Raw genomic sequence first — 13170 nt, 5'->3', positions numbered from 1 at the left:
TCGTGCCGATGGTCTCGGCCAAGCACGCACCTCAGGGTGGGAGGAAGCGATAAGGCCAGAATACGACACCGTCTCTGACTAACTGGGAAAACGCGGAATAGTTTGCGAAGACGTAACGTTCTTGTGAGTAACGAGGAGAAGAGGTCACACGATGAGCGAGTGGAACTACACCAAGTGCGCGAAGCCTTTTGGCAGCCAAGAAGAAGCCAGGACCTTCATGATCGAGCGCAACTTTGCTGGGCAAATTTTGTTACGTGACAACGGCGGCTACACGGCAGTGTGCCCGACCTACCCCGAGGGGTATTACCCGGATGCGATTCCGGTCGAAACAATTGACGAATCGATGCTTGACGCCCCGGCGAGTAGCGAACACCTTGTGGGGAGCATCACAGACAGCGTCACTGCCGACGATGAATTGTGTTGCGACACCCGCCAAGAGGTAACCATTACCAGCAGGCCCCAGTAAACAGTCGTGGCCTGAAACCTGGCTTAGGCCACAATCGCCCAGGTGATCACACCCGTGGCCACACCCCACACGACGGCACCCAAAGTCACGATGGTGCTCGATCGCCAGACACTGACACCCAGCGACACCGCAATGGCGGCGGCAATTTGGGTACCAATAATTAGTGGCCCCACCACAGCCATTCCGAAGACGCCGTAGCGGGTAAAGATTCTTTTCGCTCGTTCCATTCGAGCGTCCGGTTCGCGGGAGAGGCCTTTTCGCTCCCGTCTTCTGGCTAACCGGGCCATGATGTTGTCGCTGAGGAGCGCGAAAAGCACGATGGTGCTGGCATTACCGACCAGCGCCCACACCATCGTCCACACCGGGGACAGGCCAAAAGCAATTCCCACCGGAATCACCACGACAGCTTCTAACCAGGGTGTTGCACCGGCAATAAACACCCCGAGCAGTCCCAGCTGCTCAAGCAAAAACTCCGATGCCATCAGTGCCTTTCGACCCTCGGCAGAAAGTGACGGTCCACTCCGTCACCGCTTCCAGTGTAGCTCTCGGTTTTCACCACCTTCCGGCAGTTAGTGTGGCCAGAGAGCGTCACAGCTGTGGGCTCACCGCCAACACGTTAAGGGGAATCCCACCGTGAACGAAAAAGATCTTGTCGCACTCTGGAATGACAAACGTCGCCAGCTCATCCACGCCCAGCTCCACTCCGTCATCGCGCTGTCGGTCCTCACCGCGCTCGTGCTATTCGGCGCCTTCGCCGTGGCACCAACAATCGTTTCCCTCTTCGCTTTGCTCTTCCTGGTCACCGTCGGTGGCTTGGGTGTGCTCAGCCAGTTCGCCATCATCCGTGAAGCAAAAAGCGTGGTCGAAGAACTCGGCGCCCACGAGAACACGGGTGCTGTGGCGAAGACCATCGCGGCCAGTGGCACCTACCTCACCCTGACCCAAGCACTGATGGCAGTCTTCAGCATTGCCCTGCTTGTCGTGTTTGTCTTGGTCGCGTTCCTCTAAAGCGGCAGCACCAGGTTGATCCCGTGGTTGCCTGGAGCCAGCCTCTGGGCGCTCCAGGCAATCACGCGAGATAGAGGCTGACAGCTCGGCGAAAAGCCGAACCCTTGAATCTGCCAAACCCCTGATTCATCTCTTACGCTGTCGATATGGCCGAGAGCACAAAATCCTCTTCCGCCTTCACCGAAAAAGAACGTGAGGCGATGAAAGAGCGTGCTCGGGAAGCGCGCGAGTTTAAGAAACTCTCCGGGGAGGAGCAAGTCCGGCGGAAAATCGCCGAAATGGGCACCGAGGATCAGGGCCTCGCGAATGCCATCCACTCAGTGGTGATGAGCATTTCCCCCGACATCACCACGAAGACGTGGTACGGCATGCCCGCGTATTACGTCAATGGGTCAGTGGTGTGTTTCTTTCAAGCCGCCAGTAAGTTCGATAGCCGCTATTCCACGCTGGGTTTCCAGGATGCCGCCCGCCTTGATGATGGGGTGTTTTGGCCCACGTCATACGCCATCACTGAAATGAACGAGTCGGTGGCAGAGCGGATCAAGGTTCTCGTTGAAAGAGCAATCTCGTAGCGCGGCGATTGGCCACACATTGAGTGTTGCGGTGGCCTCTCACACCGCACCGGTTGTGTGGATCCCGCAGGCCCGACCGGTTTAGTAGGGCGTTTGGGCGAGAATGCGAAGTGCCCAGCTGACTAGGGTCAAAAACACACCTACGCTGACTAGCCCAACACCCACCCCGACGGGTGAGGTCCAAGTGAACCAGCCGACCTGGGTCAGTGGGTCGGGTCGGGATGGAGACAATTCCGGAGCGTCAGACATGGTGTGCTTCTTCCTGGGGGTATTGGACAACCCGTTGGGGTTAGGCGATGCGGGTCCTAAGAGGGCCGGCGCTAGTCGGTCGAGGACGCCAATAACTCGGCGGCCTTCGCGGGACGTTTTTTTTGGGCAATCACAAAGAGCCACACGGTAACGGCCAATTCGGACACCACCGAAAGGATGGCCACGGCGACGACCATGACACTAGAAATCGCTGCATAGTTCACGAGCGAAATCTGCAAGAGACTATCGGCGATATAGGCGAGGCCGGCGGCGGCAAGTACGATTCCCAGCGTGCGGGGCGCCATGCCAGAACGGTGCATCATCACCCCGACGAGTACCAAGTGCATTCCGAAAGCAGTTAGTCCGATTGACCAGGTCACGGTGAAGGCGTTCAGCATCAACATCCCGACTTCGGCGTCTAATCGGGAGGGTTGAAGGGCGACCTCCATGCCGAGAGACAAGAACACTGTGGCGACCGCGAGCATTACCGAGTAAGCAATTCGGAACCAGGCGGCATGTAGCGAATGGGCGTGCCCAGCGGGCTTGAGTACGACATAAAGCCCCCATGCAATGACAATATCCAGGATGAAGATGACAGTGAAGGCCGCAAGACCAAGGCGGAAGAGTCCTTCCTGGTCCCGAATGGCGGCCATTGTGCTCTCAGGGTTATCGGGGTCAATAAGGCCGATTCTCACAAAGAAGTTGGCAAATACGGCCAAAGCAAATACCGCGGTGTAGCTGACTGCCGCCGTGAGCGCTGCAAGGCGGGTGGTGCTGAGCGAGGTTGTCGACATGGCGATTTCTTTCTCGTAAGGAGTATCGGGGCCACAAGGCCCATTTCGTACATTGTACGAATCTTCCTTGACGATATAGTACTAAGTACGAAACGTCAAGGCATGACGAGGGGCAATGGAAAATTTGGTGAGTGCGGAAGCGCGCAGTTCACTCGACCGCGCGCGGATCATTCAGGGAGCTGTGGCCTTAGCGGATCAGATCGGCCTCGAGCCCCTCACCATGAGGCGGCTAGCCGAACACCTGAAGACAAAGCCAATGACGCTTTACCATTACGTAAAAAACAAAGAAGACATCCTGACCGGCATGGTCGGATACGTTTTCGACGAGGTGGAGCGACCTGACGTCGAGCTCGGTTGGAAAGAAGCCATCACCCAAAGGGCCCAATCATTTCGTCTCGCACTGACACGACACCCCTGGGCTTTGCCCATTATCGAATCTCAGACCCAGCCAGGTCCCAACATTCTTGATCACCACGAAGCCGTCCTTTCAGCCTGGATGAGATCGGGTCTTCCGCTCCCCCTGATTGCCCACGGTGTGGCCATCAGCGACGCCTTTGTTTTCGGTTTCGTTCTCCAAGAAACGACTCTCCCCTTGGGGGGCGAGGAAGAATTGGGAGGGAACCTCGATGAGGCGAGCAGAGAAATCATTGCGCCGCTCGCTCCGGAAAAGTACCCCGCGCTCACCAGGTTCACTGCGGAACATGTGATGCAGCCCGGCTACGACTTTGGCGACTCCTTTGACGTTGGCCTGCGGTTCATCCTCGACGGGATTGAACGGCTCGATCGGCAAACCAATCAGGACCAGCAGGCCGCGGAGTAGAGCGGAGACGGAGGGATTTGAACCCTCGGTCCCCTTACGGGGACTCCACCTTAGCAGGGTGGTGCACTCGGCCGGACTATGCGACGTCTCCTGATGCGGGCCCTAGCCTACCGCGTTGACCTCAGTGTCTCGACCCCACATCGGTGATTAGTTTGCGACCGCGCAGGTGACGTCACTGGCGGTTTGGCCGACAAGGCCCTCGAGTACTTCCGCTTGGGTGACCGGCTGGTCGGCCTCTTGGTCATTGTCTTCGGGCTGCGGCTCAACCTCTTCGCCACTTTGGTCACCAGAGGAATCATTCGAGGTGTCTGCGCCCTCATCTGCCACCGGCTTGTCACCTGTGTTGTCCTCAGCATCAGGTAGTGAAGTAGTGGCCTCTGTTTCGTCACCCTCCTCGACGGGGGCGTCCTCAGAGCCTCGACCACCAGAGCCTTCCGCGAGCGCGTAGGGCTCATCGAGTTGGATTTTCGCCAACACGGTTTCCGACAGGGTCGGATCGGGAATGACTTTGCCCGAATAACCCTCCGGTGCATCAAGCACCGGGAATTGGATGAACACAATGTTTTCGTTGGGAATATTTCGTAGCGCCCTGGCCATAGACACCATCACGTCGAGGCTTCCCAAAGAACTCGAGAGCACCATATTTTGTGCTGCCACCTGGGCGATGCTGTACAGGCGGGTGACGTCGTTCAGGACACCGTCTGCCTGCAGGGTGCGCACCAAAGCCGACATGTACACCTGTTGGGAGGAAATGCGTGCCAGGTCGCTGCCATCCCCGACACCTTTTCGGGTGCGCAGGAAGGCCAAGGCTTGACCGCCTTCAAGGGTGTGCCAACCTGCTTCGGGAAGATTAAGCCCCGACCAGGGATCCACGATGGGTTCATTGACACAGACTTCGACGCCACCCACCGCAGTCGACAGTTGCGCCACACCGGTGAAAGTCATTACTCCGGCATAGCCGACGTCCAGCCCAGTGAGTTGCTCAACGGTTGCCGCTACGCAGGGCAACCCCCCGATACTCCAGGTCGCATTCAGTGGCGTCATTGTGCGGGGGTCCGAGAGTGAACCATCTGCTTGTTCGCAGGCAGGAACATCCACCAGGGTGTCTCGGGGAAAACTCATCACTGTGGCGTGGTCGTGGTTTTCTGACACGTGCACTAGCAGGTTGACGTCGTTTAGTTCACTGTCACTCTCACCAAACTGTTCACCCTGGCCGACACGAGTGTCTGAGCCGACAATCAGGACGTTGAAACCACCTTCCCATTCACCCACTCCCGCCATCACGGGCTGCTCGTAACCGGGCAGTTCAACGGTTTGTAGTGAGGCGGTGAGGTTCACCACGGTGAAGCCGGCGACGGCGAAGGCACTGACCACCAATGAGGTTGCGACAAGACCCGCAATAGTCGCGCCAGCCCGCCAACCGCCGAGACGTTTTTGGGTCGCGTGGTGGGGTTGGTACACACCGCGGTCGCGGCGACGCTCGCGCCTGGCGATGCCTTCCGTGCTCACCCGGGGTACCCCTTTACTTTGTCGTGGCGGAGGGCGTGGGATTCGAACCCACGAGACATTTCTGCCCACTGGTTTTCAAGACCAGCTCCATCGGCCGCTCGGACAGCCCTCCAACTAAAAAGTGTAACCCCGGATGCTAAACCACGCCTTTGAGGCTCTTGAGTGCCCAGGCGACCCCGTCTTCCACATCCGCTCGGGTCACTTCGGTGGCGTGTTCGAGCACATCGGGTGGTGCTTGACCCATTGCCACGGCGCGGCCTTCGATTCCGGCCCACTGAAACATCTCAATATCGTTTCGGCCGTCACCGATGGCCATCACTCGGTTTCTCGCAAACCCCAAAGTGTGGCGGACACGCTCCAAGGCAGTGGACTTGTTGACACCGTCGGGCGCAATGTCTAACCAGTTAGTCCACCCCACCGCATAGCTGACTTGGTGCAAACCCAAGTCTTCGACGGCTTGTCGGAAATCGTCGGCGTCGTGTCCAGGGGCGATAACCACTACGCGGGTCGCTACCGTCGTCAAGAGGTCGTCGAAGGCGACTTCTTCGGTCTCAATATCGAGAGCACCGTCTGGAAACCACCCCGTGTAGCGATAGAGCCCCGTTTCGTTTTCCACCGCATAATTCGCGTGCGGAAGCCGCTCCTTAATGGACTGCAACACCGGTGTGGGGTCAAAGTGTTCGACGTGTTCACGGCGGTAACCCCTCGGTGCTGTGGGGTCACGCTTGAGGGTAATTGCCCCATTTGACGACACGACAAACTCAGGACTCAATTCCAGTTGCTCCAACACGGGAAGCGTCAGTGACACCGAGCGGCCAGTAGCCAGAGTGACTTCGTGACCTTCGTCGCGTACCCGTCGCACTTCACGCACCACGTGATCAGACAGGGCACCGTTTTCGTGAAGCACCGTGCCGTCAATATCGAGGGCAACCAACCACGAGTCGGCCGACCAGGTGCGAGGAGGCTGGTCAATGCCGGGAGCGACGTCGGTCACTGATCTCCCTTGGGCCGAATCACATCATGGCCAACAAACGGTTGTAAGGATTCTGGAACACGAATCGAACCATCGGGTTGCTGGTGGGTTTCTAACAGGGCAACAATCCAGCGGGTCGTGGAGAGGGTTCCATTGAGTGTGGCGACTGGTTCGGTGTTGCCATCTGGTTCGACGCGGTGCCTCGTGCCGAGCCTGCGGGCTTGGAAGGTGGTGCAGTTGGATGTGCTGGTGAGTTCACGGTAGGCCTCTTGGGAGGGAATCCACGCTTCGATGTCGTATTTGCGTGACGCACTGGAGCCCAAATCGCCTGCCGCCACATCAATAACCCGGTAGTGCAGCCCCAATTCACCCAGCAGTTGTTCTTGCCAACCCAGCAGCCGTTCATGTTCCGCTTCGGCGTCACCCTGGCTGGTGTAGCTAAACATTTCCAGTTTTTGAAACTGGTGTACTCGGATGATGCCCCGGACATCGCGACCGTGTGATCCGGCTTCCCGCCGGTAACACGTCGACAGGCCGGCGTAGCGCTTGGGTCCCGCACTCAAATCGATGATTTCGTCTGAGTGGTAACCGGCCAGTGCCACTTCGCTGGTGCCGGTCAAATACAGGTCATCGTTTTCCAGGTAGTACACCTCGGACGCGTGCTCTCCCAAAAAGCCTGTGCCCTGCATCACTTCTGGTCGAACCAGTGTGGGGGGAATCATCAGTTCAAAACCGTGAGCCACCGCAACCTGAATGGCTCGCTGCATGAGAGCGTTTTCTAGAAGGGCACCGGCCCCGACCAGGAAAAAAAAGCGTGAGCCGGACACCTTCGCACCACGGTCCATGTCGATAATCCCGAGTGCTTCAGCGAGGTCTAAATGGTCCTGCACCGGATAGTCAAAAGTGGGCTTCTGTCCAACAGTTTTCAGTGTGTGAAAGTTTTCTTCGCCCCCTGGTGGGACACCGTCTGTGACCAGGTTCGGCAGTCGGTAGAGAGCCTTCTTAGCTTCCGCTTCCGCGTCTTGCAGGGTTGCCTGGGCAGCTTTGACTTTTTCGGCGAGCGCTTTGGCTGCCGCCACGAGGGTGCTTTTTTCGTCCCCTTGGGCTTTGGCCACTTTCTTGCCGTAAAGGTTTTGTTCACCCCGCAGGGTTTCGAATTCGGAAATCGCCACACGCCGTGCCTCATCAGCGGCAATCGCGCGATCGACGTCTTCCACATCGCCACCCCTGGCGCGAAGTGACTGGCGAATACTCTCCGGATTGTCGCGGAGGAGGGCGGGATCAATCACCCCTCTAGTGTGTCACGACTCGCTTGGCTCGCCCTCGGCGACAGCGTCTAACCATCGACGTGCGTCGATAAACGCTTCGTCGGTGTAACGCGGTGACACGGAAGGCGTGTGGCCGTTTGCGCGAGGGTATGACCCAAGGAATATGACTTTGGGGCTGAAGCGCCGCAAGCCCATCAACGCATCAGCGACGCGCTCATCGTGAATGTGGCCATCCAGGTCAATGACAAACCGGTAGCGACCCATCGCATCACCGATAGGTCTCGATTCCAACAGGCTCATGTTGACCCCGCGGGTGGCGAACTGTTCCAACATTTCCAGCAGACGCCCGGGGCGGTCATCGGGTAGCTCAGCGATGATGCTGGTTTTATCCGAGCCTGTCCGCTTGGGAACTGGGCCACCCTTTTGAACCAGAACAAAACGGGTTTCCGCACTCGGGTTATCGCCAATATCGTCAGCGAGCACTTCCACATTCACCCGCTCAGTGATCCCCCGCGGCGCGAGGGCAGCGTGGACGCCATCATCCTCGAGGGCGTCTCGCGCTGCTTGCACATTGGAAGAAGAGGGAATGTGGGTGTGGCGGGGAAGATTGGCCTCCAGCCACCGCCGACATTGCGCATAGGCCACCGGGTGGGCAGCGAGCAACTCAACCTGTTCAAGCCCCACCCCAGCGGGAGCAACCAAGGCGAACCGCACCGGCACTTGGTATTCCCCCACGATCCGCAAATCGGGAATGTGGGCCAACGCATCTTGGGTGGCACTCACGCCACCCTCCACACTGTTTTCGATGGCAATCATGGCGTAATCGCTGCGGCCTGTCACCACATCGTCGAGTGCCTCACCCAGGTTGGCGACACTGATCCACTCACCGTTTTCGGCACCATCAACCAGGCGCAGGGCTTCCCAGGTGAAGGTTCCTTCTGGGCCCAAATAGCTGTAACGGGCAGGTGTGGTGGTCATGGTGTCTAAGTGTAGTGAGCAGCTACCAACCCGTGGCGGTGCCAAACTGGTGGTCACCGGCACACGAGGAGGTGCGAAGTGTCTTTACCCACACATCCGTACGACCACATCAGTGAAGCGGACCTGATTGCCAAAGGGTCGCTGAAGTGGACCCACTTTCCGGGAACTTTGCCGGCTTTTGTGGCAGAGATGGATTTCCCTCTCGCTCCGGCCATTTCTCACGCACTGGCCGAAGCGGCACAGCGCGAACAGTATGGCTACCTTCCCGAGCCGGTCAAGCGCGAGATGCGAGAAGCCACCAAAGATTTTTTTGCCCGGAGCTACCAGTGGGACATTCCCGCCGAGCGGATTTACCCCACGGGTGACGTGTTAGCCGCCTACGAGGTGGTCATTCGACGGCTGGTGACGCCCGGTACTCCCATCATTGTTCCCACACCGGCGTATATGCCTTTTCTCACCCTCACCAAACAACTTGACCACCCGGTGATTGAAGTGCCGATGCTGAATCTAGACGGCCAGCGGCCCACACTCGATCTCGACACCATTGGGGCGCATTTGCAGGGCGATGCCGAATTGGTGGTGCTGTGCAACCCGCACAACCCGCTGGGTCTTGTGCACACTAAAGCCGAGCTGCGGGCGTTGGCCAACGTGGTCGAAGCCCACGGGGGGCTGGTGTTTTCTGATGAAATTCATGCGCCCTTGGTCTTCGGCGACAAGAAACATATCCCTTACGCCAGCATCGGCGATGTGGCTGCCGCGCACAGCGTGACAGCCACTTCGGCGTCTAAAGCGTGGAACCTGCCGGGGCTCAAATGCGCGCAGCTGGTCGTGACGGCCGATCGCCACCAGGAGATCCTGAAACCTCTCGAGTTCACGGTGTCTCACAGTGCCTCCACGCCGGGTGTGTTAGCGACTACTGCTGCCTACCGCGACGAAGGCCCCTGGTTGACTGAACTGAAGGATTATCAGCGAGGCAACCTGGAAATGATTGACCACTTCCAGGAAGAACACCTCCCGGGTGCGCACTACCGAATCCCCGAAGGCACCTACATTGCGTGGCTCGATGCGCGATCTGTGCGCATTGGGGACCAGGAAAACCCTGCAGAATATTTTCGTGAACACGCGAAAGTGTCTCTCACCGACGGGGCGTCGTGTGGTGTGGCCGGCATTGGCCATGTGCGACTGATTGCGGCAACACCGAGACCCATCCTCACAAAAATTCTTCAGCAGCTGTCAGACCACTGGGTTGTTGAATAGTTCCTCTTTTCAGATGGGCGTTCCCGGCGTAGATTATGCGCTATGCCGATTCGTCACGAACCTGAAGCCTCCCGTTACGTCCTACTCGATGATGAGGGTGACTTTGCCGGTGAGGTCGAATATGACACACAGGGTGACACCCTGCTTCTTGTTCGCGCGGAAGTCCCCATGGAGCGACGCGGAGGCGGCTACGGCGTCACCCTGGTGCGAGAAACGCTAGAAATGATTCGGGACGAAAAACACGGCAAAGTCCAACCGATTTGTCCCTTTATTGCCAAATTCATGGTCAAAAATCCTGAATTCCAAGCCCTGAGGGCTTAATTAATGACCCCTCTGGTGGGGACCACCATGAGGTTCCCATCGGGTGCACGAGTCACGTCGAGTGACACCTGATAGGCGTCACTCAAAATATCTTTGGTCATCACTTCATCGGGTGTTCCCACCGCCACCAGCGCACCACCCACGATCAGACCCACCCGGTCGGCGTAGGCGGCGGCGAGAGACAAATCATGCACGACGACCACCACGGCCCGCCGCGTCACCGCCGGCGTCGCCGATGAAGCAGACGAATCGCCGACACTGCCGTCATCGGCAATGCGGGAGTGCCTTCTAATCACCCGCATCACCCGGTCTTGATGGTGCAAATCCAATGCGGCAGTGGGTTCATCCAACAACAACACGTCGGTGTCTTGCGCGAGGACTCGAGCGAGCGACACTCTGGCCTTTTCACCGCCCGAGAGTTCCCCAAAACGCCTGGATGCTAAATCCACCACACCCACCGAATCCATGGCGCGGGCAATACTCGCTTCATCGTCATCAGCGCGGGGCGTTCCCGCCCAAGGATTTCGGCCCATTTCCACCACCTGAGACACGGTGAAAGGAAAAGAGACTTGATTGGACTGCAACAAAATGGCCCGCAATTGAGAAAGCTGTTTGGGTCGGTAATTTTTTGTCGGCACGCCATTGATCAGTGCCTCACCCGTCGACGGCTGTATTTCTCCCGATAAGGCGCCCAGGAGTGTCGACTTTCCGGCACCGTTTGGCCCGACCAAGGCAAAGACTTCTCCGGGGTGAATACCCAAGGACACGTCAGCGACAATGGTGCGCTTTGTGCGCACCACGCTGACAGTGCGCAGCTCTAACAGGTTGGAGGCTTCCCGGGCAGTGTGGCTCACATCCACCCCCCGCTCTTTCGCCGCTGCTGGTAAAGCAGCGCAAAGAAGAAGGGTCCACCCACCAGCGCGGTGAGCATTCCGATGGGCAAATCTGCGCCCTGAACAAGGGTCCTTGTGAGCAAGTCCGCCCACAACAGCAGCGTCGCACCACCGACAGCACTCGCCCACAACAGCCCGCGGTGGGCGGGGCCCAACACCATGCGGATGATGTGGGGGACAACCAAACCCACAAACGCGATAATTCCCGCAAAGGCCACCGCTGCCGCGGTGAGCAACGCCACCAACACGATGACCACGATGCGCAAAGCCTCCACATCAACACCCAAATGGCGGGCGTTTCGCTCCCCCAAAGCCAACACATCGAGTTGCCTAGCCAGTACGACCGCGGCCAACATTCCCACCAACAGCAGGGGCACGACGACCACTACTTCCGACCACAATGAGCCGGCCAATGAGCCCAGCTGCCAAAAGACAATTTGTTCCCGACTGGCCGTATCGGCCAGAAAGAGGACAAAAGCGAGACCGGCTTGAGCAAAAGCGTTGATCGCAATACCGGTCAGCAACAGGGTGACCACCTCGGTGCGACCCCCGGCGCGAGCCACCGCATAAACGAGCAATGTGGCCAACAGGCCACCAACGAAGGCAAGCGCTGCGACCCCACCGCCCGCGAATTGAACACCAAACACGATGGCAATGGATGCCCCAAGGGCTGCCCCAGATGACACACCCACCACACCGGGTTCCGCTAAGGGGTTGCCAAAAACGGCCTGCATCAGTGCCCCACCGACCGCCAAAGACGCACCCACCGCAATCGCCATCACGATGCGGGGAAAACGCACCACCCATAAAGTCGCGTCGACGACATCTTCCGTGGGCGCCAAAGTGGTCGAAAAACCAAGCCGGTTCAGAATGGACCCCCACACTTCACTGGCGGAAATATCTAACTGGCCGGTCACCGCCGAGACCAATACGCCGGTAATCAATAGTGCAAGCAGTGTGAGGGCCAACACACTGCGTCTCAGAACACCCGCCGGTCGGGCAATTGTGTTGCTCACGGAACGCGGTGAAGCCACTCAGTGGTGGCAAATTTTTCGCTCGCCAAATTGGCCGCCAATCGGTGTTCGGCGTCGGTGATTGACCCGGGGCGAAGCGAATAGAGCGACTGGAAGGTGTTGACCAAGTGGTCTTGAATGTCCGCTCGACTCATCCCGGTGTGAGCGCGTAAGGGGTCAACCCTTTTGTTCGCCGAAGCGACGCCTTTATCGCTGATCTTTTCGCGACCAATGCGCAACACTTCCACCATCCGGTCGCCATCCATGTCGTAGGCCATGGTGACGTGGTGGAGCACAGCACCACTGCCTAGACGTTTTTGGGCCGCACCACCGATTTTTCCACTCGGGGATTGGATGTCATTGAGGGGCTTGTAGTGGGCGTCAATACCCAAACCTCGCAAGGCCTGAATCACCCAGTCGTCTAAGAACGCGTAGGAGTCTTGAAAACTCATTCCGGCGACAAGTTCCGCGGGGGCGTAGAGGGAATAGGTAATCGCTGTACCTAGTTCCATAAACATGGCCCCGCCGCCGCTGACCCGGCGCACGACTTCCATACCGTGGCGGTTGGCCCCTTCCATATCCACTTCGTTTCGAAGGGATTGGAAACTACCAATGACGACCGCAGGTTTCGCCCACTCCCATAAGCGCAGGGTAGGCCCGCGCTCACCGGCACCCACCTGTTCGGTGAGGACCTGATCCATCGCCATTTGGTGCAGCGGCTCTAGAGGTTCAGGAGCGAGGTAATCCCACTGATAGTCGGTGAAGCTTGTTGCGCTGGTCAATGCTCGCCGCACGACCGTGGCGACGGCCGCTGGGTCGAAACCCATCAACACAGCACCGTCAGGGATCACCTTCGATACGGCAGCTTCCAGATCATCGTGACTGGTCGCCACCGATAACCCTTCGAGGGAGTGGTTGATCATCTCCAGAACCTCATCGGGTTCTAAAAAGAAGTCGCCGGCCACCCGGGCGTGACTAATCACACCGCCACTGGTCTCTAGGTCTACCGTGACAAGTTTTCCGCCCGGAACTTTATACTCTGCGTGCAC

The 13170-nt window shown here is 58.3% G+C and carries 15 protein-coding genes and 2 tRNA genes; 6 read left to right on the top strand and 11 right to left on the bottom strand.

The genetic code is table 11. The annotated features are described in order from the left end of the window. Positions 1 to 151: 151 nt before the first annotated feature. On the top strand, positions 152 to 466 hold the full coding sequence (locus tag C3B54_RS01205) for a hypothetical protein (RefSeq protein WP_104912881.1): 315 nt from the start codon (positions 152 to 154) through the stop codon (positions 464 to 466). 23 nt (positions 467 to 489) lie between these two features. On the opposite strand, the gene C3B54_RS01200 is transcribed toward C3B54_RS01205, so the two are convergent. Then, positions 490 to 948 (bottom strand): small multi-drug export protein, encoded by a 459-nt coding sequence (locus C3B54_RS01200; protein ID WP_104912880.1) that lies wholly within the window; start codon positions 946 to 948, stop codon positions 490 to 492. 151 nt (positions 949 to 1099) lie between these two features. On the opposite strand from C3B54_RS01200, the gene C3B54_RS01195 reads away from it, so the two are divergent. Together C3B54_RS01195 and C3B54_RS01190 are read left to right on the top strand one after the other, a co-directional pair. Next, positions 1100 to 1474 carry a hypothetical protein gene (locus C3B54_RS01195; RefSeq protein WP_104912879.1) on the top strand — a complete coding sequence of 125 codons (375 nt, stop codon included), beginning with the start codon at positions 1100 to 1102 and terminating at the stop codon, positions 1472 to 1474. A 146-nt stretch (positions 1475 to 1620) separates the two neighbouring features. Then, positions 1621 to 2046 carry a DUF1801 domain-containing protein gene (locus C3B54_RS01190; protein ID WP_104912878.1) on the top strand — a complete coding sequence of 142 codons (426 nt, stop codon included), beginning with the start codon at positions 1621 to 1623 and terminating at the stop codon, positions 2044 to 2046. Positions 2047 to 2366: 320 nt separating this feature from the next. Here the strand turns inward: C3B54_RS01190 and C3B54_RS01185 are convergent, their stop codons facing one another. Then, a complete protein-coding gene (locus C3B54_RS01185) occupies positions 2367 to 3089 on the bottom strand; it encodes a DUF4386 domain-containing protein (protein WP_104912877.1) in 723 nt (240 codons plus the stop codon). A 115-nt stretch (positions 3090 to 3204) separates the two neighbouring features. Between C3B54_RS01185 and C3B54_RS01180 the strand changes: the two genes are divergently transcribed. Further along, positions 3205 to 3909, top strand: a complete 705-nt coding sequence (locus C3B54_RS01180; RefSeq protein WP_104912876.1) for a TetR/AcrR family transcriptional regulator — start codon at positions 3205 to 3207, stop codon at positions 3907 to 3909. A 2-nt stretch (positions 3910 to 3911) separates the two neighbouring features. Here C3B54_RS01180 and C3B54_RS01175 read toward each other — a convergent pair. The 6 genes from C3B54_RS01175 to pheA form a co-directional block, all read right to left on the bottom strand. Next, positions 3912 to 4000, bottom strand: a tRNA-Ser gene (locus C3B54_RS01175). Between the two features lie 56 nt (positions 4001 to 4056). After that, a complete protein-coding gene (locus C3B54_RS01170; RefSeq protein ID WP_104912875.1) occupies positions 4057 to 5418 on the bottom strand; it encodes an LCP family protein in 1362 nt (453 codons plus the stop codon). A gap of 24 nt (positions 5419 to 5442) precedes the next feature. Continuing rightward, positions 5443 to 5530: transfer RNA gene (locus tag C3B54_RS01165), tRNA-Ser, on the bottom strand. A gap of 24 nt (positions 5531 to 5554) precedes the next feature. Beyond that, positions 5555 to 6412 (bottom strand): HAD family hydrolase, encoded by an 858-nt coding sequence (locus C3B54_RS01160; RefSeq protein ID WP_245867958.1) that lies wholly within the window; start codon positions 6410 to 6412, stop codon positions 5555 to 5557. After that, entirely contained in the window at positions 6409 to 7680 is a 1272-nt protein-coding gene (serS, locus tag C3B54_RS01155) for a serine--tRNA ligase (RefSeq protein ID WP_104912874.1), read from the bottom strand. The genes C3B54_RS01160 and serS overlap by 4 nt, the downstream gene beginning before the upstream one ends. Before the next feature lie 12 nt (positions 7681 to 7692). Next, a complete protein-coding gene (pheA, locus tag C3B54_RS01150; RefSeq protein WP_104914183.1) occupies positions 7693 to 8637 on the bottom strand; it encodes a prephenate dehydratase in 945 nt (314 codons plus the stop codon). Positions 8638 to 8715: 78 nt separating this feature from the next. Here pheA and C3B54_RS01145 point away from each other — a divergent pair, with 78 nt between their 5' ends. Further along, the gene (locus C3B54_RS01145; RefSeq protein ID WP_245867957.1) at positions 8716 to 9894 is read left to right on the top strand and encodes a MalY/PatB family protein; all 1179 of its coding nucleotides are present in this window, start codon (positions 8716 to 8718) and stop codon (positions 9892 to 9894) included. 42 nt (positions 9895 to 9936) lie between these two features. Further along, on the top strand, positions 9937 to 10215 hold the full coding sequence (locus C3B54_RS01140; protein WP_104912873.1) for a GNAT family N-acetyltransferase: 279 nt from the start codon (positions 9937 to 9939) through the stop codon (positions 10213 to 10215). On the opposite strand, the gene C3B54_RS01135 is transcribed toward C3B54_RS01140, so the two are convergent. From C3B54_RS01135 to lplAB, 3 genes are read right to left on the bottom strand one after another with little or no spacing between them, the layout of a single operon-like run. Beyond that, positions 10212 to 11069: an ABC transporter ATP-binding protein gene (locus C3B54_RS01135; RefSeq protein WP_245867956.1), complete on the bottom strand. Its 858-nt coding sequence runs from the start codon at positions 11067 to 11069 to the stop codon at positions 10212 to 10214. The two genes, C3B54_RS01140 and C3B54_RS01135, sit on opposite strands and share 4 nt — an antisense overlap. Continuing rightward, positions 11066 to 12124 (bottom strand): FecCD family ABC transporter permease, encoded by a 1059-nt coding sequence (locus C3B54_RS01130; RefSeq protein WP_425440307.1) that lies wholly within the window; start codon positions 12122 to 12124, stop codon positions 11066 to 11068. Before C3B54_RS01130 ends, C3B54_RS01135 begins: the two co-directional genes overlap by 4 nt. Further along, entirely contained in the window at positions 12121 to 13170 is a 1050-nt protein-coding gene (gene lplAB, locus C3B54_RS01125) for a lipoate-protein ligase LplAB (protein WP_104912872.1), read from the bottom strand. The genes C3B54_RS01130 and lplAB overlap by 4 nt, the downstream gene beginning before the upstream one ends.

It is taken from the genome of Pontimonas salivibrio, from assembly GCF_002950575.1.
GTDB classification, from domain to species: domain Bacteria; phylum Actinomycetota; class Actinomycetes; order Actinomycetales; family Microbacteriaceae; genus Pontimonas; species Pontimonas salivibrio.
This window is presented reverse-complemented; position numbering and strand designations above follow the sequence as displayed.

What these genes read in the sequence shown, in the direction of transcription:
- C3B54_RS01205 (WP_104912881.1), top strand. Translation starts at nt 152, where the DNA reads ATGAGCGAGTGGAACTACACCAAGTGCGCGAAGCCTTTTGGCAGCCAA.
- C3B54_RS01200 (WP_104912880.1), bottom strand. Translation starts at nt 948, where the DNA reads ATGGCATCGGAGTTTTTGCTTGAGCAGCTGGGACTGCTCGGGGTGTTT.
- C3B54_RS01190 (WP_104912878.1), top strand. Translation starts at nt 1,621, where the DNA reads ATGGCCGAGAGCACAAAATCCTCTTCCGCCTTCACCGAAAAAGAACGT.
- C3B54_RS01185 (WP_104912877.1), bottom strand. Translation starts at nt 3,089, where the DNA reads ATGTCGACAACCTCGCTCAGCACCACCCGCCTTGCAGCGCTCACGGCG.
- C3B54_RS01180 (WP_104912876.1), top strand. Translation starts at nt 3,205, where the DNA reads ATGGAAAATTTGGTGAGTGCGGAAGCGCGCAGTTCACTCGACCGCGCG.
- pheA (WP_104914183.1), bottom strand. Translation starts at nt 8,637, where the DNA reads ATGACCACCACACCTGCCCGTTACAGCTATTTGGGCCCAGAAGGAACC.
- C3B54_RS01140 (WP_104912873.1), top strand. Translation starts at nt 9,937, where the DNA reads ATGCCGATTCGTCACGAACCTGAAGCCTCCCGTTACGTCCTACTCGAT.